Origin of the sequence: Kiloniella spongiae, from assembly GCF_001026905.1 — a bacterium.
In the GTDB taxonomy this organism is placed as follows: Bacteria; Pseudomonadota; Alphaproteobacteria; order Kiloniellales; family Kiloniellaceae; genus Kiloniella; species Kiloniella spongiae.
Genome location: NZ_LAQL01000002.1, coordinates 394,461 through 416,812, shown reverse-complemented (window position 1 = coordinate 416,812; position 22,352 = coordinate 394,461). Strand labels below are relative to the sequence as shown.

At 46.6% G+C, this 22,352-nt stretch carries 20 protein-coding genes and 2 riboswitches; of the genes, 7 read left to right on the top strand and 13 right to left on the bottom strand.

Features of this window, described 5'->3' with window-relative positions:
- The first annotated feature begins 10 nt into the window (after positions 1-10).
- The 5 genes from WH96_RS01935 to WH96_RS01915 all read left to right on the top strand — a co-directional run bounded on the left by WH96_RS01935 (position 11) and on the right by WH96_RS01915 (position 6,814).
- Complete coding sequence (locus WH96_RS01935; RefSeq protein ID WP_047762425.1) at positions 11-562, top strand: hypothetical protein; 552 nt, start codon at positions 11-13, stop codon at positions 560-562.
- A 282-nt stretch (positions 563-844) separates the two neighbouring features.
- Positions 845-955, top strand: a riboswitch (glycine riboswitch).
- 1 nt (position 956) lies between these two features.
- Positions 957-1,057, top strand: a riboswitch (glycine riboswitch).
- A 51-nt stretch (positions 1,058-1,108) separates the two neighbouring features.
- Entirely contained in the window at positions 1,109-2,212 is a 1,104-nt protein-coding gene (gcvT, locus tag WH96_RS01930) for a glycine cleavage system aminomethyltransferase GcvT (protein WP_082130272.1), read from the top strand.
- Positions 2,213-2,328: 116 nt separating this feature from the next.
- Entirely contained in the window at positions 2,329-2,706 is a 378-nt protein-coding gene (gene gcvH / locus WH96_RS01925; RefSeq protein ID WP_047762423.1) for a glycine cleavage system protein GcvH, read from the top strand.
- A 128-nt stretch (positions 2,707-2,834) separates the two neighbouring features.
- Positions 2,835-5,723 (top strand): aminomethyl-transferring glycine dehydrogenase, encoded by a 2,889-nt coding sequence (gene gcvP, locus WH96_RS01920; protein WP_047762422.1) that lies wholly within the window; start codon positions 2,835-2,837, stop codon positions 5,721-5,723.
- Positions 5,724-6,043: 320 nt separating this feature from the next.
- Positions 6,044-6,814, top strand: coding sequence for a class II glutamine amidotransferase (locus WH96_RS01915; protein WP_047762421.1), 771 nt, complete (start codon positions 6,044-6,046; stop codon positions 6,812-6,814).
- Positions 6,815-7,000: 186 nt separating this feature from the next.
- Here the strand turns inward: WH96_RS01915 and WH96_RS01910 are convergent, their stop codons facing one another.
- The 8 genes from WH96_RS01910 to WH96_RS01875 form a co-directional block, all read right to left on the bottom strand.
- Entirely contained in the window at positions 7,001-7,489 is a 489-nt protein-coding gene (locus WH96_RS01910; RefSeq protein ID WP_047762420.1) for a F0F1 ATP synthase subunit B family protein, read from the bottom strand.
- 2 nt (positions 7,490-7,491) lie between these two features.
- Positions 7,492-7,986, bottom strand: coding sequence for a F0F1 ATP synthase subunit B family protein (locus tag WH96_RS01905; protein ID WP_047762419.1), 495 nt, complete (start codon positions 7,984-7,986; stop codon positions 7,492-7,494).
- A 117-nt stretch (positions 7,987-8,103) separates the two neighbouring features.
- Complete coding sequence (locus WH96_RS01900) at positions 8,104-8,331, bottom strand: F0F1 ATP synthase subunit C (protein ID WP_046503712.1); 228 nt, start codon at positions 8,329-8,331, stop codon at positions 8,104-8,106.
- A 67-nt stretch (positions 8,332-8,398) separates the two neighbouring features.
- On the bottom strand, positions 8,399-9,109 hold the full coding sequence (locus tag WH96_RS01895) for a F0F1 ATP synthase subunit A (RefSeq protein ID WP_047762789.1): 711 nt from the start codon (positions 9,107-9,109) through the stop codon (positions 8,399-8,401).
- A 42-nt stretch (positions 9,110-9,151) separates the two neighbouring features.
- Positions 9,152-9,496 (bottom strand): AtpZ/AtpI family protein, encoded by a 345-nt coding sequence (locus WH96_RS01890; protein ID WP_047762418.1) that lies wholly within the window; start codon positions 9,494-9,496, stop codon positions 9,152-9,154.
- 272 nt (positions 9,497-9,768) lie between these two features.
- Positions 9,769-13,242, bottom strand: coding sequence for a chromosome segregation protein SMC (gene smc / locus WH96_RS01885; protein ID WP_047762417.1), 3,474 nt, complete (start codon positions 13,240-13,242; stop codon positions 9,769-9,771).
- Positions 13,243-13,495: 253 nt separating this feature from the next.
- The gene (locus tag WH96_RS01880; RefSeq protein WP_047762416.1) at positions 13,496-14,113 is read right to left on the bottom strand and encodes a DsbA family protein; all 618 of its coding nucleotides are present in this window, start codon (positions 14,111-14,113) and stop codon (positions 13,496-13,498) included.
- Between the two features lie 109 nt (positions 14,114-14,222).
- Entirely contained in the window at positions 14,223-14,780 is a 558-nt protein-coding gene (locus WH96_RS01875) for a DUF721 domain-containing protein (protein ID WP_053005559.1), read from the bottom strand.
- 206 nt (positions 14,781-14,986) lie between these two features.
- On the opposite strand from WH96_RS01875, the gene mutY reads away from it, so the two are divergent.
- The gene (mutY, locus tag WH96_RS01870; protein ID WP_047762415.1) at positions 14,987-16,054 is read left to right on the top strand and encodes an A/G-specific adenine glycosylase; all 1,068 of its coding nucleotides are present in this window, start codon (positions 14,987-14,989) and stop codon (positions 16,052-16,054) included.
- A 16-nt stretch (positions 16,055-16,070) separates the two neighbouring features.
- Positions 16,071-16,322 (top strand): hypothetical protein, encoded by a 252-nt coding sequence (locus WH96_RS01865; RefSeq protein ID WP_047762787.1) that lies wholly within the window; start codon positions 16,071-16,073, stop codon positions 16,320-16,322.
- Positions 16,323-16,488: 166 nt separating this feature from the next.
- On the opposite strand, the gene WH96_RS01860 is transcribed toward WH96_RS01865, so the two are convergent.
- The 5 genes from WH96_RS01860 to WH96_RS01840 all read right to left on the bottom strand — a co-directional run bounded on the left by WH96_RS01860 (position 16,489) and on the right by WH96_RS01840 (position 22,263).
- Positions 16,489-17,517, bottom strand: coding sequence for a site-specific DNA-methyltransferase (locus WH96_RS01860; protein ID WP_082130270.1), 1,029 nt, complete (start codon positions 17,515-17,517; stop codon positions 16,489-16,491).
- A 142-nt stretch (positions 17,518-17,659) separates the two neighbouring features.
- Positions 17,660-18,307 (bottom strand): ribonuclease HII, encoded by a 648-nt coding sequence (locus tag WH96_RS01855; RefSeq protein WP_047762413.1) that lies wholly within the window; start codon positions 18,305-18,307, stop codon positions 17,660-17,662.
- Complete coding sequence (locus WH96_RS01850) at positions 18,307-19,749, bottom strand: cation:proton antiporter (protein ID WP_082130269.1); 1,443 nt, start codon at positions 19,747-19,749, stop codon at positions 18,307-18,309. Before WH96_RS01850 ends, WH96_RS01855 begins: the two co-directional genes overlap by 1 nt.
- 104 nt (positions 19,750-19,853) lie before the next feature.
- On the bottom strand, positions 19,854-20,399 hold the full coding sequence (moaB, locus tag WH96_RS01845) for a molybdenum cofactor biosynthesis protein B (protein WP_047762412.1): 546 nt from the start codon (positions 20,397-20,399) through the stop codon (positions 19,854-19,856).
- Positions 20,383-22,263: a lytic transglycosylase domain-containing protein gene (locus WH96_RS01840; RefSeq protein WP_053005555.1), complete on the bottom strand. Its 1,881-nt coding sequence runs from the start codon at positions 22,261-22,263 to the stop codon at positions 20,383-20,385. The genes moaB and WH96_RS01840 overlap by 17 nt, the downstream gene beginning before the upstream one ends.
- Between the last annotated feature and the right edge of the window lie 89 nt (positions 22,264-22,352).

The following is a 22,352-nucleotide window of genomic DNA, read 5'->3' as shown; positions in this document are numbered from 1 at the left end:
AAAACATTTTATGGGCCGCCTGTTCTCTAAAGTCTTATCGCGTATTTCTCCCCGGTCAGGTGCACTTGTGTTTGCATCATTAGTCCTTTCCGGCTGTGGTTTGATTGAACCGGAAGAAGCGCCCCCAGCTTGTCCTGAAATTATTGTTCTTAAAGAAGCAGAGGAAATGACTCGCTTTCAGGGACAAGGGCGAGACTTAACTGATGTGGCATTTGAAGCATCGATCAATAATTTTGCGAATGTTTGTGTTCTGGATGAAGAAACAAACAACCTGAACAATCAGGTTGTTGTGCGGTTTGAACTTACACAAGGCCCCGCCAATGATGGTGGTGCTAAATTCAATTACTTTGTCGCGGTTGCCACGCATGATCGTAAAATTTTGAGCAGAGAATCTTTTGATCTGGTTGCACCGTTTGAAGGTAATCGAACATCCATTGCATTGGTAGATAATATCTTCCCAACGATACCACTGCGTAATGGTAAAACAGGTGAAGACTATATTATTTTCATCGGGTTTGAGCTTACGCGTAGTGAGCTTTATTATAACCGCACGAAAATATAAGATCTCTAAGACCAAGATCATTGACTTGTATTTGATAGGGCGGTTTCCTGCGCAAGATTAGGGTCTTTAATACATCATCTTTAATCAAATATCTGTGGTTCTGATGGCATTTATCTGGGACTCTGTTCTGATGAAAATTTCCTATCGGAAATAAGTGGTTGTATTTGTTTGTGATTTGTCGTGTTCATTAGAATTTATGTCGTCTACGGTTGACTTTTTTTCAAAAGAGCGTAAATCTCTAGCCAAGTTAGGTTGTTATGATACAATCTGACTATTGCTGAAATACCTCTCGCGGGAGAGATTGTTGTAAAGTTTCTTAACAGAAACATTATGAGCAGCGCCGAAGGAGCAACCGCCCCGGAAACTCTCAGGCACATGGACCGCAAGAGGCAGGCAACTCTGGAAAGTTTCGCGTACCGCGAGACACCGACGGAGTAAGCAAAAGATGATAAACATCTTTTGTGAATCTCTCAGGTTCGAAGACAGAGGGGGATGCAATGGTTAAGTCGCCGTTGTGTTTTTCCTTTTGTGCTCTGGAGCTTGGTTATGTCGGAAGACCTTAAAAAAACACCTCTTTATGATCTGCATGTGGAACTTGGTGCCAAGATGGTACCTTTCGCGGGTTATTCCATGCCTGTTCAATATCCGGCAGGTATTATGACAGAGCACAAACATACACGTGCATCTGCGGCGATTTTTGATGTATCGCATATGGGTATAGTTCGCTTGATGGGTGAAAATGCAATCTCGGCATTAGAAAGCCTTCTTCCTGCTGACCTGGAAAATCTGGCGGAAAATTCTATCCGCTACAGTTTCTTCACAAACGACGACGGTGGCATTCTTGATGATTTGATGATCACAAAGGTTCCTGGCGGGTTGAGCCTAGTGATTAACGCTGCTTGTAAAGATGCAGATATCGCGCACATCAAATCCAAAATTGGTGATCAGGTTGAAGTCGAAGTTGAATATGACAACGCTTTGATTGCACTACAGGGACCAAAATCTGTTGATGTACTGGCTCGTTTTGATGCCCGGTGCGCCGATATGAAGTTCATGACCTTCATGACCTTGGAAATTGATGGCGTTAATTGTCAGGTTAGTCGTTCCGGTTATACGGGTGAAGATGGCTACGAGATTGCAATTCCTGCGGATAAGGCTGTTGCCATTGTTCGTCGCCTTCTTGATGAATCCGAAGTTGAAGTCGCTGGTTTGGGTGCGCGTGATTCGCTACGCATGGAAGCTGGTCTTTGCCTTTATGGGAACGATATTGATACGACGACAACTCCAATCGAAGCTGGCTTGTTGTGGGCCATTCAAAAACGTCGCCGCGCTGAGGGTGGTTTCCCCGGTGATGATATCATTCTGAAACAAATCACAGACGGAGCCCCAAGACGCTTGGTTGGTATTCTTCCCGAAGGACGTGCTCCGTTGCGCCCGGGTGTTGAAATTGCCAATGCCGAAGGTGAAGTTGTTGGTAAAGTCACCAGTGGCGGCTTTGGACCTTCCGTTGGCGGGCCAATTGCGATTGCCTATGTCGCTTCTGATTACAAGACACCCGATACGGCAGTGAACGCGCTGGTACGTGGCAAAGAAATGCCGTGTAAAGTTGTGAAGATGCCGTTTGAGCAGAAGAGTTATTTCCGAGGATAGTTCCGAGAAACGGAACGTTTGGGAAATATTTACAGTGGGAAATCCCACGATAATGCAGAGCAACGTCCCAATAACGAAGCTCTGAAATAAAAACAATTTATTAGAGGATCAGGATTATGAGCGAACTTAAATTCAGTGAAGACCACGAATGGATTCTTGTCGACGGTGATATCGGCACAGTTGGAATCACAGAATTTGCTCAAGAACAGTTGGGTGATGTTGTGTTCGTTGAAGTTCCAGACGAAGGCAAAGACCTGGAACAAGGCGATGAAGCTGCGGTTGTTGAATCAGTGAAAGCAGCTAGTGAAGTTCTTGCTATCTGTGATGGTGAAGTAATTGAAGGCAATGAAGCACTTGTTGATGAGCCAAGTCTTGTTAACTCTGCACCTATGGGTGACGGCTGGTTCTACAAAGTGAAGATTACAGATGCTTCCCAGCTTGAAGAGTTGATGGATGAAGCCGGTTATAAAACCTTCATCGAAGGTCAAGGTTAATACTCTCATACTTGTGATCTAGAGGTAGTTGAGGTCTCGGGTATTTGTAAACTCAGTTAAGTACGTTTGATTGATGCCAGCTTCTTTCAAGAGAAGCTGCGCATTGATTTTCTAATAAGGAATTCGCCATGTCTGATACTAATGTGTCTCTAGAAGACCTAGAGCAAAAAACAGATTTTGTTCGTCGTCATATCGGGCCGACTAATGCAGAGCAGACTGAAATGCTTGCGCTTCTGGGACTCGGTTCTTTACAAGAGCTTTCCGACAAAACTGTGCCAGAAGCTATTCGTGAGACGACACCGCTTTCTATGGCCGAGAGCCAGACCGAAGTTGATGTTCTTGCGCATGCTAAATCTCTTGCAACGAAGAATAAAGTTTTCAAATCGTTCATCGGCATGGGGTATTACGGTACACACGTTCCTAAAGTTATTCTGAGAAACGTCCTGGAAAATCCGGGTTGGTATACATCTTATACACCTTATCAGGCTGAAATTTCTCAGGGTCGCCTTGAAGCTATTCTGAACTATCAGACAATGATCAGTGATCTCTCTGGCATGGAATTGGCGAATTCCTCTATGCTTGACGAAGGGACTGCGGCTGCTGAAGCAATGACTTTTTGCCGTCGGGTTGCGAAGAGTAAAGCAGAAGCTTTCTTTGTTGATCAGGATTTTTTACCGCAGAGCATCGCCGTTATTAAGACACGTGCTGAAGCTCTGGGTTATGAAGTTGTTATTGGAGATCCTCGTAAAGATCTGGATCCTGCAGCTGTTTACGGTGCGCTCTTCCAGTATCCAGGTACTTCTGGTCGTATCGAAGATTACAGCGATCTGATTGCCGCTGTTCAGGCGAACAAAGGTCTTGCTGGTATCGCAGCTGATATTCTTGCATTAACACTTATCAAAAGCCCGGGTGAACTCGGTGCTGATTTTGCTATCGGTTCTGCGCAACGCTTCGGCGTTCCAATGGGTTTTGGTGGACCACACGCTGGTTACTTTGCGACACATGACAAATACAAGCGTTCTATTCCTGCGCGTCTTGTCGGTATGTCTGTTGATACGCATGGTGAGCCCGCTCTTCGTATGGCACTTCAGACACGTGAACAGCATATCCGCCGGGAAAAAGCGACCAGTAACATCTGTACTGCGCAGGCATTATTGGCAAACATGGCTGGCTTCTATGCAACCTATCACGGTCCTGAAGGTTTGAAGACGATTGCTCGCAGAGTATCCCGCCTTGCGTCCATTCTTGCAGCTGGTCTGAAAGCTGGTGGTGTCAGTGTTGTTCACGATGCCTTCTTTGATACGTTGACCCTCAACGTGAAAGGGAAAGCAGAGGCGATTGCAGCCAAAGCACGCGAACACAAAATGAATATTCGTGTGGTTGATGCTGATACCCTTGGTGTTTCGATTGATGAAACAACGACGCGTGATGATATTACTACCCTTTGGGCCGTCTTTGGTGTCGATGGTCAAAGTGTTGATGCTTTGGATAAGTCTGCGCCGAGTAACCTTCCAGAAGCTCTGGCCCGCCGCACGGATTTCCTGACGCATCCGACGTTCAACAGCTATCATTCTGAAACAGAAATGATGCGCTATCTACGTAAGCTTTGTGATAAAGATATCGGTCTTGACCGTGCGATGATCCCATTGGGGTCTTGCACCATGAAGCTGAACGCTGCGACGGAAATGATCCCTGTTACGTGGCCTGAATTTGGTGAGATTCACCCCTTTGTTCCTCTGGATCAAGCCGAAGGTTATATTGAGTTAATTAAAGATCTGGAAGATATGCTTGTTGAAGTAACCGGTTATGATGCGGTTTCTCTTCAGCCTAACTCTGGGTCACAGGGCGAATATGCCGGTCTTCTGGCTATTCGTAAGTACCATGAGAGCCGTGGTGATACGCAGCGCGATATTTGTTTAATCCCGGCTTCTGCCCACGGAACGAACCCTGCTTCTGCTGCTTTGGCTGGCATGAAGGTTGTTGTCGTTAACTGTGATGACGAAGGTTACGTCGATAACGACGATCTCTATGCCAAAGCCGAAAAGCATCAGGAAAATCTGGCTGCAATTATGATCACGTATCCTTCGACACACGGTGTGTTTGAGGAAGAAGTTCGTAAAACATGTGGCATCGTTCATGACTTTGGCGGACAGGTTTATGTCGATGGCGCGAACATGAATGCGATGGTTGGCCTGGCTAAACCTGGTAAATTTGGTGGCGATGTTTCGCACCTTAATTTGCATAAAACATTCTGTATCCCACACGGTGGTGGGGGACCAGGTGTGGGGCCGATTGGTGTTGGTAAGCACTTGGCGCCTTTCTTGCCGAATCACTCTCTCGTTGCAGAGGCTGGTCCAGAGACAGGGCAGGGTGCTGTGACATCTGCGCCTTGGGGATCTGCGAGTATCCTTCCGATTACCTGGACTTATCTGAAGCTGATGGGGGCCTCTGGTCTTAAAAAAGCGACACAGATGGCGATCTTGAATGCTAACTATCTGGCAAAGCGTCTGTCTGATCATTATCCGGTTCTTTACACATCAAAGAATGGCATGGTTGCGCACGAATGTATCATTGATGTGCGCCCGCTTAAGGATGACATCGGCATTACAGTTGATGATATCGCCAAGCGTTTGATCGATTATGGTTTCCACGCACCGACGATGTCTTTCCCGGTACCAGGTACTTTGATGATTGAGCCTACTGAATCAGAATCCAAGTACGAGATTGATCGTCTTGCGGATGCGATGATTTCAATTCGTAAAGAAATCGGTCGGGTTGCTTCTGGTGAATTGCCTCTTGAAGACAACATGCTGTGTAATGCACCGCATACAGCAGCATCAATGCTATCTGAAAGCTGGGATCATCCTTATACCCGCGAAGAAGCAGCTTATCCGGTAGAAAGTCTTCGTGATGGTAAATATTGGGCACCAGTAGGACGTGTCGATAACGTCTATGGTGATCGTAACTTGATTTGCTCTTGCCCTTCAATCGAGAGCTACCGAGACGCGGCTGAATAGGCCGCTGAAGCGGAGAGACCAGATGGGACCATTGCTGGGTGTCTCATTTATCTGATCTCTCCGTCCTCATAGGGCGTGTATGTTAGGCAAGGGACGGCTTAACATACTTGGGATAGGGCCGCACCCTGTTCCCGCCCATTGCTGGGACTGGAGTTCGTGTGAAAACACGAACTCCTTTTTTTATTTTATAAAATGCAGGATGTCTATTGCTGATCTAATTAATGAGAGTAACATACCGTTCATCTTTTGATGTATCTTGTTTACTTGATATGGATATCAAAAGGTTTGTTTTCACTAACCCTACAATTTGGAGCGATTTTATGTGCCGCTGGCTCGCCTATTCCGGGCAAGAAATTTTCTTGGAAGAGTTACTTTTCAAACCACAACATTCACTTGTTGAGCAATCTCAACACGCAACAGAAGCAAAGGTTGCGACAAACGGGGATGGTTTTGGTGTTGGATGGTACGGACAAAAGGAAGAGCCGGGCTTATACCGGGAGACCATGCCAGCATGGAATGACTGTAATTTGCAACATCTTGCATCACAAATCAGATCATCACATTTCTTTGCGCATGTAAGGGCATCTACAGGTACGGCAACGTCGCGGGCGAACTGTCATCCTTTTTCCTACAAGAACTGGATGGGGATGCATAATGGCCAGGTTGGTGGCTATGAGCAGTTTAGACGGCCACTGGAGGCTTTTATCACTGATGAACATTATGCAAAACGCATGGGGACAACCGACAGTGAAGCGTTGTTCTATATGCTCTTTAATTTTGGATTGGAGTCTGATCCAGTTAATGCAATCCGAAAAATGGTTGCGACTGTTGAATCATTACAGGCTGAAAGAAACATCACCGAGCCATTTCGCTGTACGATGGCGATAACGGACGGAGACAATCTCTATTGCCTTAGGCATTCCAATGATCGTTTTGCGCCATCATTGTACTGGCGATACAAAGATGGTGATCTGGTGGTGGTTTCTGAGCCGTTAACTGATGATCAAGAGGGGTGGAACAAGGTTCCTGAATCTCATGTATTGGTCGCGGAAAGATCTAGCGTTAAAGAGATCGTTTCTCTTAAAGGGTAATATTCAGTATCTTTGCTGCTCAAGGGCAAAAATATTAGACACTTGGATATTTGGGCATATTCTTTCTGCGTCAGATTGAGGACGAAGTGCTCAGAGTGAATACCATTGAGCGAGTAAACAGCCAATATTGATATAAAAAAACCGGCTCAACTGAGCCGGTTTTTTTATTAGTTTGATCAAAGGTGATCAATGAAATTTTTCACCAAGTGAACTGATGGAATTATCCATCAATGATTTGGCTTTTGCCTTGGTCATACTGCCAGCCAGAATGTTTCTGGTTGCTTTGATTGCAACATCAACGGCCTGATCACGAACTTCGTTCAGTGCGGCTGTTTCTGCCTGAGTAATTTTGTCCATGGCTTGCTGTTCACGACGCTTCAGTGATTCTTCCAAATCAATAGCTGCTTCTTCTTGAACGCGCTTTGCTTCTTGCTTTGCATGTTCAATGATTTCTTCAGCTTCTTTTAGAGCATCACGTTGTTTGCGCTTGTATTCAGCCAGTGTTTTCTGCGCTTCTTCCCGAAGATTTTGAGCTTCTTCAAGTGTCTTGCGAATGGCTTCACCGCGTGCGTCCAATCCGGCAACAATGCCCTTCCCGCCTTTTGTAATGACAAGAAGTATAAAGATTGCAAAAGCGACGCCAACCCAGAATGTAGGATTTTGAAGTAATTCCATGATTAGTTCTGCTCCCCTAGTGCTTCGTCAACAGCTTTGCTGAGTTTCGCATCAGTTACATCAGTATCAAGCAATTTACTTGTCGCGGCAGCGGCAACGTCTTTGGCAACATTCTTAATGTGACCCATAGCTTCGCTACGAGCTGCATTAATTTTGTCTTCGGCAATCTGAACCTTTTCCGAAAGCTGGGCATCAAACGCAGCCTGGCGCTTGGCGCTAGTGGCTGCGATTTCATCCGCAGATTCTTTCAGAGCGGCAACAGCAGAAGCACGTGCATCAGCAATTGCTTTTTGATAGTCCGTAAGGACTTCTTCAGCTTCTTGCTTCAAGCGTTCTGCTTTTTCCAGATCACCAGAAACTCTATTTTCGCGCTCTTCCAAAATCGAGGCCAGACGAGGCAAAGCAACCTTGGCCATCAGGAAGTAGAGCACACCGAAGGTAACGATAAGCCAGAAAATCTGGCCAACGAACGTATCGATTTGTTCAAATTGTGGCATCGTGCTACACGCCTTGTTCTGTTATCAAAATCGGATCAGATAAAAGTCTGATAGGCCGACATAAGATCAAACACCTGAAAAGGTATCCGAGAATATCGGCCTAACAATCTGTTCCAATTAAGCTACGAACAGAAGGATCAGAGCAACTAGTAGAGAGAACAGTGCGATCGCTTCTGTAACAGCAAAGCCAATCCAGATGTTCGCACCAATTTCGTCTTTAGACGCTGGGTTGCGAGCGATGGACTGGAAGTAGCTAGCCCATACGTTACCAACACCAACACCTGCACCAATCATACCTAGAGTAGCAAGACCAGCACCAATCAGTTTTGCAGCTTCTGCTTCCATAATTCTCGAGCTCCTTATAACGCTTGTGCGTTAGATAGATAAAAAAGTTACGATTTCCAAAAAGATCTTAGTGCAGATGGATCGCATCATGCAGGTAGATACAAGTCAGAATGGTGAAGACATACGCTTGTAAAGCCGCCACCAGGAATTCCAGCGCTGTAATACCAACAAGCACGCCGAGTGGGATAAACCCAAACACACCGAGCATGATGACAAAGCCAGCGATGACCTTCAAAAGAACGTGGCCAACAACCATGTTCGCAAACAGACGAACAGAAAGGCTGATGGGTCGTGAAAGGTAAGAAACCAGTTCGATCGGGATCAGGATCACAGCCGTCCACAATGGCGCACCATGTGGGAAGAATAGGCGAAGGAAGCCTGCTCCGTGGCGAACAAATCCGATTACAGTCACAGCCAGAAAAATAATAATTGCCATCGCAAAAGTAACGACAATGTGGCTGGTGAAAGTAAAGGTACCCGGTACGAGACCGATTACGTTTCCAAAGAGGATGAACATGAACAGAGTGAAGACAAACGGGAAGTACTGACGTCCAGCTGAGCCGACGTTATCCCGGAGAAGGTTGGCAACCATCTCATAGCTCATCTCTGCCATGCTTTGCCAACGACCGGGGACGAGTGCACGTCCACGAGTTGATCCCACAAGGAAAATTGTTACGAGTAGAACGCTCAGCGACATAAACAGTGCTGAGTTTGTAAAGGAGATATCGTAATTACCTAGTTGGATTGGTAAAAGAGTTGTTACCTCAAACTGGTGCATTGGGTCGATTGAACCTGATGCCACGAGCCTTCCCCTCTAATTTTACTCTGCGCGATCTTCGTGATTTTCACGAAAACGCTTTTTGTTTTCTAACTGTTTAGCAACCCTGACCACATTGGCAAAGGCTGCCCCGATACCAAGGAAGAAGAAAATGATCATCAACCAAGGTTTTGTCCCTAATAACTGATCGAGATAGTATCCTATCCCGAACCCCATTATCAGGGCTGCAACTATTTCTACCGATATGCGGAAACCTACCGCCATACCGCTTGCTGCATCAGCTCGGTTACTGGATTCAGGTTTGGTTCCCTGATTTTGACGCTCGCGAGCCGCGCGCAGTCTTTTATCCAGGTCCGTCAAAGACGAACGATCTTCAGGTTCCGGCATTTTATTAAGCCTCCCTGATGGCTACCATTTGAGCTGAAGTAGCACCTGTTAAACGCGGGCGCAACATACGTGGAGCATCATAGTTATGTCAAGAAAGAATCAGCCATGATTTTGACCTATTTCCTGCGTGTCCTTCTTCATATCCTCTCAGAGCTAAATGGATCAAGGTTTTTGTTACCAGTCTGCTTGTCATAAGATTTTGAAAGAGAATGGCTTTATTGTGCACGCGCGAAAGAACCGAACAATAAAATAACCAACTTAAATGGTAAGAATCAGCTTTGCTGTTTCTTTTCCATCAGGTCATCGGCGGCTTCCAGATTGACCGAAACAAGCTGACTAACACCACGTTCGCTCATGGTGACACCAAAAAGGCGACGGACACGCGCCATGGTCATACGATGGTGCGAAATAATCAAGAAGCGGGTTGATGTGCTATGAACAAGTTCTTCAACCAATTTGCAAAAGCGATCGACATTGGCATCGTCAAGCGGAGCGTCAACTTCATCCAGGACGCAAATTGGCGCGGGGTTTGTCAGGAAAACAGCAAAGAGAAGAGATAAAGCTGTTAAGGCTTGCTCTCCTCCTGATAGAAGTGACATGACCTGTAGGCGTTTTCCCGGGGGGCTTGCCATAATTTCCAGGCCAGCATGTAGCGGGTCTTCTGCTTCGGTGAGTGTAAGATGGGCGCGACCGCCGCCAAAGAGCCTGACAAAGAGGTCAGAAAAGTGTGCGTTTACACGATCAAAGGCTTTCAGGAGCCTTTCGCGCCCTTCTTTGTTTAGGTTGGCAATGCCCTGTCTTAGTTTGCCGATTGCCAGCAGCAAGTCTTCTTTATCGTTGAGCATACCTTTGATTTGCAAATCAAGTTCTTCTGCTTCCTGTTCTGCGCGTAGATTTACAGGCCCCATATTGTTACGTTCGTTTGTCAGACGATCATGTTTGCGGGTGACTTCATTCCGTGGCGGCAGGTCTTCGCCAATTTGAATGTCTGCAATGGAAAGTGCCTTTTCTAGGGAACACCCCAAACGTTCCCGGACACGGTCGATTAAAATCGCCATAGCCTGTTTATTTTGTTCCACAGTAGATTCTGCACGGATCATTGCTTCTCTTGCCTGAGCGAGTAGTTGCTCGGATTCTCGTAGTTGCCTATCTGCTTCGGCCTGTTCCAGTTCTGCAGAGCGTAGTGTTTCGGATGCTTTGCTTTTCTCTACGCCTGATTTAGCAATTACAGTTGCCAGGGCTTCTTTTTGTTTCTTGATTTCCTGAGGCTTGGTTTTCCAGATCTCGATTTCAGCTTCAGTGTGTTTTATTCTGACATCAATCTCTGCCAGATACTGCTTGGCTTCTTTTGTCCGGCGCGACCAGGAATTCAATTCATTTTCAATACTGACAAGCCGCTCGCGTCTAGTTGTTACATCTCTTTTAACTTGTTCAAGCTTGCCACGCTGAGCCCCCAGAAGGCCTCGTTCCCCAGAAAGCTTCTTTTGTAAATAGACAAGCTGTTCTTTTTCTTGCTTTTGATTTGGTAGGGATTCAATCTCAGCAGTGATTGCTTTTTGCTGTTCATTGGTTTCGAGATTTTCGCGTATCAAACGCTGTAAATTTTCTTCGACGGCGGACAATTGCGATGCGAGTTTTGCGTGTTTTTGCGCCAGTGTTGTGTGGCGATTATTGGTTGCTGAAACGTCGTTATGCGCCTTGTTAAGGGCTTGTCGAGCAAGTTTTTCGTCTTCAAGGCTTTCATCAAGCGCCTGCTTTACAGCAATAAAATGTTCTTTTGCCTTTATAGTGTGGGATTCAATTCTCGCTTTTTCTCTCTCTAGTCCCTTTAGACGGTTTTTATATTCCAGTCTTACGGTCGCTGTTGAGGGAGCGTCGTCTCTGACGGTCAATCCGTCCCACCGCCATAGAGTTCCCTCTTTCGACACCAGTCTTTGACCTGGGGCTAATTGGTTATAAAGTTCTTCGTCAATACTGCGTGTCTCAACGAGACCTATTTGCGAGAGCCTGGCGTGAAGTCGATCCGGTGATTGCACAAAATTGAGAAGAGGTTGTATTCCTTCAGGAAGTGAAGGGAGGTCTGTGCGCATGGGGATATCGTGCCAATGGGCAACGGCTTCTTCTTCTGATCCTGCATTCAGATCTTCACCAAGGGCAGCACCCAAAGCTTTTTCGTAGCCGGTTATAACGGAAAGCTCGTCAAGGATGGGGTGGGCAGCAGATGATGATGCGCCTCGTAACAGTTCATTCAGGGCGCGAATCTCGGCCGAAATTTGATTGAGTTCACTTTGAGCATCTTGATTGGCGTCGCGGGCTTGTTCCTCTGCCTGACGTTTGCACAGAACATCTTTTTCTAGTTTGGCCGAGGTTTCTTTTGTCTGGTCAAGTTTTTGTTCGGCTGCTTTCAAATCGCGTTCTGCATCAATAAGGCTAGCGCGACTTTCTTGCTGAGAAACAAGGTGTTTGTGTTGAGCTTCCTGTTGGCGTAACTGAGTGGATTGACGATAAATCAGTTCTTTTAGTTCGTTTTGTCGTCTTTTCAGCGCCACTGATTGGGCCTCATTTGCTGCTATTTGACTGTTGATCTCAGAAATCGAGCGATCAATTTCAGAAATAGTCTGTGCGTGTTTTTTGCATTCGCTTTCCAGATCCTGTTGATCAGCATGTACGGATTTATTCTTTTCGTTTATGGCTGCTCTTTCTTGTTTCAGCCGCTCTTCAGCCTCCAGCGCATCAGCGTTAATGTTTGTGGCCCGTTCTCGGTCCTTCTTTAGTTGTGATAAGAGTTCTGTGGATTTGTTAAGGGCTTCAATGGCCTGTTGTTCTTCTCTTTGCAGGGCTTCCTGATTGATCAGCAGTCTTTGGTGCTTTGAAGAATGTGATGTTTCTGTCTCTCGTAAGATGGGTAACTTGGCGGCAACGTCGATTTGGATGCGTGATTTTTGTGCCGTGATCGTTGTTTTTTCTGAAACATCTTTTTGGGCTGCTTTCAATATATCAAGGGCATCGCCTTGAGCTTTTTTTGCATCGACTGATTCATAATGGAGTAGGATTGCTTCGTGTTGTCGAATAAGTTGAGCAAGATTTCGATAGCGATTCGCCTGTCTGGCTTGCTTTTTTAATCCTTGAAGCTGTGTATCCAGTGTTGTGATCACATCTTCAAGGCGTTCAAGATTTGTTTCTGCTGCTCTAAGTCGTAGCTCTGCTTCATGGCGGCGGGAATGTAAGCCGGTAATGCCAGCGGCTTCTTCCAGTAGGCCACGTCTACTTGTTGGTTTGGCATTGATGATTTCACCAATACGTCCTTGGCTGACCAAGGCTGTTGATTGAGATCCACTCGCGGCATCGGCAAACAAGAGTTGAACATCTCGAGCACGTACGTCCTTGCCATTTACCTTGTAATTGGAGCCACTTCCTCGTGATATCCGGCGAACCACTTCGATATCATCGTATTCGTTGAAGGCGGCAGGGGCGGTTCTGTCCCGATTGTCGAGTAACAATGAAACCTCAGCAATATTTCTTGCTGGGCGCGTGGCAGATCCGGCGAAGATAACATCATCCATTTCACTGCCGCGCATTCGCTTGGCGGATGTTTCGCCCATAACCCACCGCAGGGCTTCGACGAGATTGGACTTTCCGCAGCCGTTCGGACCAACAATACCAGTCATGCCGGAAGAGATCAGAAGTTCTGTCTGATCAACAAAGGACTTAAATCCGCTGAGTCGTAGTTTGTTAAACTGAACCAACGCTCGCGAATCCCTGATATGGTTTATTGTCCCCCCGCAAGGTCAGGTTAATCTTTGAAGTTACTATCCTGAGTCCCTGAGTAAGCACCGTTTTTTCGGTTATCATAGGAGAAACTGTAACTCTATGGGCGGTCTTCTGCAACAGTCTCAGATACAACCGTTTCAGGTTAATAGACTGATGCTAAGAAGCAGAACAAAGGCCCCATGGTGTACCATGGGGCCTTTGCGGATTTTGAAATTTGATTTCTATTTATTATGAAGCATCTTCCAGAAGATCGTTCATGGCGTCGTAATCACGACCACCAGGGAAGACTTCACCGTTTATGACGAAACTTGGTGTCGAGTTGATGCCGAACGATGTCTTGCCTTCTTGTGCTTGTGTCACGATACGGCGCAAGGTTGCTTCGTCATTAAAGCATTCTTCGAAACGATCTTTATTCATGCCTGCAAGAAGTGCCATTTTCTGGAGTTCTTCTTTTGCTGCACCACCAAAGGCCCAGGTTTTTTGCTGTTGGAAGAGCAACTCAAGGAAGGAAAAATAACGATCACCTTCCAGGCATTCGGCAACGGCTGCACCGCGAAGGGCGACGCCATCCAATGGCATGTGACGGAAAACCAAACGCGCTTTTCCTGTGTCGATCCAGTTTTTCTTGATCTCTGGCATTGTGTCTGTGTGGAAGTTCGCACAGTGAGGGCAAGTAAGTGACGCGTACTCTATAATTGTCACAGGCGCATTTTTATCGCCGAGAATACGATCATTTTCTGTTACTTCGCCAGCAGCCTGGGCTGAAGAAATGTTGGTAAGGGAAGCGGCGAGCGGAAAGCTGAATGCAAAAGCCGCTGCGTTGCGGATAAAAAGCCGTCTGTTCATTGTCTGTAATGTTCCTGAACTGCGAAGTCGATATAAAAATCTATGTAAATTTGTCCTTACCCTAGTCTAGAGACAACTATGGCGGCAATAGGGCAATGTGCCTCGCTCACTATTTGTTGATCTTGTTTTTGGCGCGGGTAGTTGCGGCAAGCCTTTCCAGAGATGTTCTCAAGGCTTCATTTTCGACATTGGAGAACTCTGTTTTTATGTCCTGCTGTTCTTTAACTGATAGCTTGGGGAGTTCGGGCGCCTGCTTTGTTTCTGGTTTGTATAAAGGCCCTTGTTGAAGAGATATGCGTGCAATTGCACGGTAACCAAAGTGACTGTTAACACGTTCGATGATCTGAGGCGTTTGCTGTTGGATAGCCAGCGCAAAAGCTGGGTCAGCCTTGATGAGCAAGGTCCCGTCGTTCCTGATCCCCTGACTTGGGTACCGTAACTTTATGGGCAGGCATTGGTTCGCCAGATCTTTACCGACAATGACACTCCAGTCTTCAATAAGGCCCGCTTCTGCAAAACCACGTTTTCCGGTAATACGTTTTGTAAGTCGGGGAAGTGTGGCGGCGATAGGTTGCATGGATTTGCGCCGACGGCTTGAAACCTCTGGAATTTTGGTTTCTTTCTTCTGCGATTTTTTTGCTTTTTGAGGCTTGGTTGCTTTTGCCATGGCTGGTCAGTGTGCCTTGATCGCGGAGTTTGTCGTATTTCTGTCGTGCTAAAGGTCTTCTTTAGTTGATCTAATCGCGGTTGGGAAGGAGTATAGCTCAGAGATCGGGTAAAACAGAACCGATTCGTAAGTTTTAGACTTAAAAGCGGCTTGGGGCATATTTCCTTAGCTCAGATAAGTGAATACAGGTTACTTTTTTGGTTCAAATGATCGCAGAAGAACTCTTGCCTTGGTACGATAGGCATGCCCGTGAGTTACCGTGGCGTCTGTCGCCACGACAGAAACGTGCCAATCCTGAAATACTTTTTGCAGATCCTTACCGTGTGTGGCTGAGTGAAATAATGCTCCAGCAGACTACTGTTGCGACTGTTAAGGGCTATTACGAAAAGTTTCTGACTTCCTGGCCTACAGTTCAGGATCTGGCCAAAGAAGAATTGGACAGTGTCCTAAGTGCCTGGGCTGGTCTTGGGTACTATGCAAGAGCGCGCAATCTACATAAATGTGCCAAAGTTATTGCAGAGGAACTGGGGGGCGTTTTTCCTGACACAGAAGAGGCGTTATTAAAGCTTCCTGGCGTTGGTCCCTATACTGCGGCTGCAATTGCGGCGATTGCCTTTGGTCGCTCGGCGGTAGTCGTTGATGGCAATGTGGAACGTGTGATTGCTCGTTATTATGCACTTGAAGATCCCTTGCCGGGTGTAAAATCCGAGATGAAAAAGTTTGCCCAGAAGGAAACGCCGATTGATCGGGCTGGGGATTATGCGCAGGCAATGATGGATTTGGGCGCTACCATATGTACGCCGAGATCGCCCGGTTGTGTAATTTGCCCGATTCAGGTGGTTTGCCTTGCCAGAAAGTCTGGGATTGCCGAGGCTTTGCCCAAGAAAGCGCCAAAAAAAGAAAAGCCAACCCGGCGTGCCTATGCTTATCTTTTATTGTCAGAGAAAAGAGGGGCTCTATTAAGACGGCGACCTGAGAAAGGATTATTGGGCGGGATGACAGAAGTGCCAACGGGGAATTGGATAGAGCAGGGTGACGCAGAGCGTAATCCCGAGTTCGAGCAATTGGCGCAATGGGCGAAACTGGACGGCATTGTGAAGCATACCTTCACACATTTTCATTTCGAAATCACTGTTCTGACGACAAAACTTTCGCAAGATCTTGATGTTGTGGCAGAGGCTGTGCAGGGAAAATGGGCGCACAAATCTGAATTTGCTGGGTTGGCACTACCTACGGTGATGAAAAAGATCCTTCGTCATGCGGATTATATGTAGGCTTAAGCAGAGAAAGATGAAATTGGACGAGCAAAGTGGGAGAATAATTAATTTAATTGAAGGCTTTACTGGGAGAGAGGATATTTCTCTAAAGTTTGCTAATCAGATAGAGGTAGCTTTGGATGATTGCTTTCCTGATGACAATTTTATGCAAGACACTGTTGTTATGTTGGCGTCTTATTGCCCCGGTGGTGGCAAGTTTCTTTATGATGAAGCCGAGATGATTGCACGCCTCTTGCTGGTGAAAAAGAAACTTGAAATGAAATAGATGAATGTAATTTATCAATTTGAGCTAGTGGCTTTTGAATTTTTATAGCTTGTATCTGTGAATTCATTAATTTTTTCGATTTGATTATTATAAGCTCTTCTTCGAGTGTATCAAAAATAAAAAAGCCCACTTTTGCGGGCTTTTTTATTTGATCAGAGAAGGATTTTTAGTTGGTCATCTCAGCACGAACTTGTTGGCGGAGGACGTCAATGCAAACCTCTCGGCCTTCTGCGTCCATATGCCAATAGGTCCAGCCGTTACAGGCTGATGCACCTTGCACCATGGCGCCGACTTTGTGGATAGAGCCTTGAAATTCATTTGATATCAGGCTGCCGTCGGCACGAACCTTCGCCGAATATTTCTTTTTTGGACCGTAAAGTGTCGTGCCGGGTTCAAGTAATCCGCGTTCAATAAGCGTTCCAAAAGGAATGCGTGGCTGTTCGCGTTTTTGTTCTATGGAGACAAGGTTAATGTCATCCAACTGCTTGACCTGAGAAATACGTTTCGTTGCGATTTTGACGTATTCCTGATCTTGCTCGATACCGATGAATTGTCTGCCGAGTTTCTTGGCAACTGCGCCTGTTGTCCCTGTGCCAAAGAAGGGGTCGAGAATAACATCTCCGGGTTTTGTCGAAGAAAGGATGACGCGATGTAACAGTGATTCGGGTTTCTGAGTCGGATGAGCTTTGTCACCTTCGCTGTTTTTTAAGCGTTCTCCACCGTTACAGATTGGCAGCAACCAGTCACTCCGCATTTGAATGTCGTCGTTCAGGGCCTTCATTGATTCATAATTGAAGGTGTATTTTGAAGTCTTAGATTTGGCGACCCAGATCATTGTCTCGTGCGCGTTGGTAAAGCGTCTGCCACGGAAGTTCGGCATGGGATTTGACTTGCGCCAGATCACATCGTTCAGCATCCAGTAATCAAGATTTTGGAGGAGGGCACCAACACGGTATATATTGTGGTAACTGCCAATAACCCAGAGTGTTCCGTTTTCTTTCAGAACGCGGCGGGCTGCTTTGAGCCAATTCCAGGTGAATTCATCATAGGCACGAAAACTATCGAACTTGTCCCAGTCATTGTTGACGGCATCAACTTTAGAGTTGTCCGGACGTGTAAGTTCACCCGCCAATTGCAGGTTGTACGGTGGATCCGCAAAGATCACATCAACAGACTTTTCAGGCAGGCTGTTCATGATCTCGACGCACTCACCGAGATGGACAACATTCTTCTTCACTAAAGCAGACTCCTCTTGACTCGAGTCCCCTATATTGAGTCACCGTGGAGTCGCGGTCAAGTATTTTTTGTTAGAAGAGTCAAGTAAAGAGTCATTGGAGTCAGTCGTTTAGCTCGAGTCGCTCTCTAATTGGGCGAAATGTGCGGCGGTGTGCAGGGGTAACCCCAAGATCTAGTAGTGCGGCTCGATGTTGAGCAGTGCCGTACCCCTGATTCTTTTCCCAACCGTAACCTGGGTACTGAATCGATAATTCAAACATCTGATGATCCCGATTCACCTTTGCGATGACAGATGCGGCAGCAATGGACAGGCTAATACCATCGCCTTTGACGACAGCTTGTGCAGGGCAGGGAAAATTTGGAATTTTGTTGCCATCAACCAAAATGGCCTGTGGTGTTACGGCCAGGTTTGAGATCGCTCGTTGCATAGCAAGCATGGATGCCTGAAGAATATTCAGTTCGTCGATCTCTTCACAGCTGGCTTCGCCCAAGGCGAGATTTATAACGCCCTGTTGATGCAAATCATAAAGCTCATCGTTTATATCTTCACGTTTTTTTATCGAGAGTTTTTTTGAATCATCAAGCTTTGAGATGAGAGCCGATGGTATTTTCTCGCGATCCAGCCATGCTGCTCCCGCTACCACTGGTCCAGCCCACGGGCCACGACCGACTTCGTCAACACCGGCAATTACAGCGTTGTTTATGCCGAGTTCTTGGTCGAAGTTTTGTTCTCTCGAGAAATCAGGCATTAGGTTTTGATTTCTGTGGGGTTCTGGTCTTTACCTGCTTCGGTTTCATTTTCAGAGAGATCCGAAGGGTTTTCTCCGCTTGGTGCAAGAGCAGCATTGTTTGTATTATCTTTGGTTCTAGGGCGGAGTAAGCGTTCCTGAAATTTTGGAAACCATTTTAACAAGACGCTTTGCCCTGTACGCATCAGTATTTTTTCCGCGAGACTGGATGTGCGCATGATAGCCCCAACTTCAGGACCATAAGTCAGGCGCATGGTCTCTGCACCAGAGGTGATTCCAAGCTGGGTGATCTGGTGTAGCCTTCTGGCGGTGAAAAGCCAAAAGGGGCTGGTGAAAAGTGATATCACAGTAACGGATACAACCAGCCGATAGTTTTCGTCGTCGAGAACCCCGGCCCCGACACCAAGAGCAGCAAGAATGAATGAGAACTCTCCTAGCTGTGCAAGGATAGAGCCTGACAGGAAGGCACGCGGCCAGGTTTCGCCCAGAAATCTGATCAGGGTAATGTTGAGGGCTGTTTTAAAGAGCGCGACAAACAGCACAAGGAAGAAGACGAGGCCCAGATTGTCCCATATGTATTGGGCATCCAGTAGCATGCCGATGGATAGGAAAAACACCATCAGTAAGATGCTTTGAATCGGGGCCACTTGACGCGACATGACTTTCTGACTGGCCGAATTTCCGAGTATCAGCCCGGCTAGAAATGCACCGTAGGCAGCAGATAGCCCAATCAGACCTGAAAAGGCAGAGGCGCCAAAGCAAAAGGCCATTCCGGCCAAGGGAGTGAGGTCTTCATTGTCTCCGATCGAACGGGCAAAGGGGATCTGTAATCCTCGTTTTTTGCTTAAGAAGATAAAGAGGAGAATGAGGATGCCGATTGAAACGCCAACCTTGATAAAAGCGGATGTGCCTATACCGCCTTCTGAGCCAAAAGAGCTGACAAAAAGCATCATGGGAACCACGGCAAGATCCTGCGCGATCAAAATACCAATGGTCACCTGCCCAATTCGTGTGCCGTATTCGTTTATTTCCTGGAGCATCTTGACGGCGACAGCCGTACTCGAGAGGGCAAAAACAAATCCAAAGAAAAGGATTAATTCGAAGTCCCAACCCATGAATTGTCCGAGCAACCACATCCCGCCGACACCGACACCTATTTGTGCGGCTGTGGTTATAACGGCGACCTGCCAGACTTCTTTTATGCCGCGCAAAGACAAGTTCATGCCGATGACAAAGAGCAGCATCAGCACACCAAGTTCGGCAAGGGTCGAGATGTTATCTCTGTCTTCAACAAGGGCTAGACCAGAAGGGCCTAAAAAGACGCCGGCCAAAATATAGCCAAGCACAGGCGGTTGCTTGAATTTTCGCATGGCAATACCGCAGGCAAGTGCAGCAACAACAACGATTGCGAGACCAGTTAAACTACCGCTGTGATGTTCCATTATGCTTTGATGTACTCTTCATGTATCTGGCGGTTTATAGAGGATTTTAACTTAGCACATCATATTGAGTTTTTAGATGCTAAGTTTGTCGTTTCCAGTGTTGATTAACTGCTTGAGGGCAGGTGTTCTTGTAGGCGGGGCATTAGCTCGACTAAATTACACGGGCGGTGGCGGTTATCCAGTTGTGAACGCAGAATTTCTCCCCAGCCATCTTTACAAGCTGAAGGTGATCCGGGAAGAGCAAAGAGGTATGTGCCTTTTGCCACGCCGCCGATTGCTCTGCTCTGCATTGTTGATGTACCAATTTTACTATAACTGATCCACCGGAAGAGCTCGCCAAAACCCTCGATCTCTTTTTCCATAACAACTTTGAATGCTTCTGGGGTTGTGTCGCGGCCTGTTACACCTGTTCCACCCGTTGTGATGATTACATCAATTTCCGGATTGTTAATGTGGCTTTGAAGCTGCGATGTGATAGCAGTGATGTCATCTTTGATGATGGATCGTGCAGAAACATTGTGTCCGTCTTCTTTGATCATCTTTTCCAGAACATCACCTGATTTGTCATCAGCTTCCGTCCGGGAATCAGAGATGGTCATAACTGCAATGTTAACGGGAAGGAACGGGCGGGTTTCATCTAGTTTTGGCATTCTCTGCTACATCCGATTCAGAGTTTTCGTTGTATTGGTCCTGTGCTTCATATCTAGGCCACTGCCCAGCAGCAAGAGTATCCAGCGAGGGAGAGTATTGATCCAATCGTGCACGATAGATCCAAAGGTTCGTCAAAACCCGCTCAATAAACGACCTGGTTTCACGAGAGGGAAGACTTTCAATAAATAGTAGGGGGTCATCATTATAGGTGATCTTCCGTTCCCATTTACCTAAATTGCCCGGGCCGCCGTTATAGGCTGTAGCCAATTTAAAGAGATCACCTTCGACATAGTTGTGGTTAAGCAGATAGCTTAAATACTTCTGTCCCAGAGCCAGATTTAGCGAAGGATCGAATAGCTGGTTACGTGTTTTGCCGCGAAAGCTTTGTCCCTGGGATATGTAGCTTGCTGTTTGAGGCATTAATTGTAACAGGCCGCGGGCGCCATCAGGACTTTTTGCGTTGGGATTAAACGATGATTCTTGGCGCATGAAGGCAAAAACAAGAGCGCGATCTATTTCAAAACCCCCTTCTGGTTCCCATTTGGGGATTGGGTACAGGGCTGCATCTATGACGCCCCGGTTCTCTGCGGGATTTTGCTTTTCCTGTTTTTCTTCTGCTGCCAATCTGGCGCCAAGCCGGAAGGCGAGTTCAGGCATGCCTGTGTGTTCGGTGAGTTGTAAAAATGCGGGTATCTCATTTCCTTCGATGCTGCCGACCAAACGGCTTAATTCTGCCTTTGCTTCTTTTGTTTGCCCCAGTTGTATCAAAGCCAGTGCTCTTTTGCTTGGTGTGTGACTTTGCAGTGTTTTAGCCGTGATGTCGTTTAACTGGTGTGCTTGGTAGTCAAAGGTGAGTTCCAAGCCTAGTGCTCTGCGTGCGAGAATGCCATAAAATGTCCGCGGATATTCTGCTGCCTGATAGAGATATTTACTCACATCCTGAGGCTGTTTCAACTTTAGGTTAGCCCTGGCCGCCCAGTAGGCACCCGATGAGCGCATCCAACTATTACTACGTGAGGCTTTGGCAAGGTGGGCGAAATGATCGCGCGCTTCTTCGGTTTTATTTAAACGCCATGCCGCGAGCCCTGCAATCCAATCTGCAGAAGGTACATATTTTCTGGACTGAGTTGCCTTTTGGGCTAGTTGATAAGCTTTTTTATCTTTTCCGTAGTAATACCAAGCGGCAGCCAGTTGTGCATAAGTTTCATTGATTTCTATGGGGTCAAGAAGCTGCTTTGCCTTTGCTGATTTGAGGACATCTTCGGTAATCGACAGGCGTGTGTTCAGAACATTGCGGCGCAGTTGTCTTTTAAGACGGTTTGCTTTGGTTCTATCCGCTTTGGATAGCTTTTTACTTGAACGATAGTTGTAGTTTTTACCATAGGCGCGATAAGGCGCGCTTTTAAAGCGGACGGGTTTTTGGGGATAGTTGTAATTTTTGGGGCGTCTCTGCAGGGCTAGTTTGTAGATGATATCAGCTTGAGGATGGTCAGCATATTGTGCGAGCCACGTTTTGAGTTCTTTGTATTTTGACCGATAGGCCGTGGGATGTAGATATCTTTGTGCCTGAACATGGCCGAGTAAGATTTTATTATCGAGTTTGGGGATTAGCTTGTCAGCGTCTTTCCAGCGGCCCTGTTCTTGGCGGGCAAATATTCTGGTGTAGTGTTTTATATCCTCGTCACTGAGGATTTCTGGAATCACAAAGTTTTGTGTCGCCTGGGTTTGAGTACCAGAGACTTTATCGTCAACTTTAGCAGAGGCGAGGGCTGTGGTCGGAAGTAATAACAACAAACAGCAAAGCTTCGTCGCTTCTATACAATGGTTCGCTGCTTTGAAAAGTGCGCGCATGAATGTTGTCATAACGAAATGAAATTCCCCCAGTGAAACCCCAACAAAACCAGTTCCCCTGACAAGCTAGGTGAACTAAATCTGCAGAGCTACTTTTTACG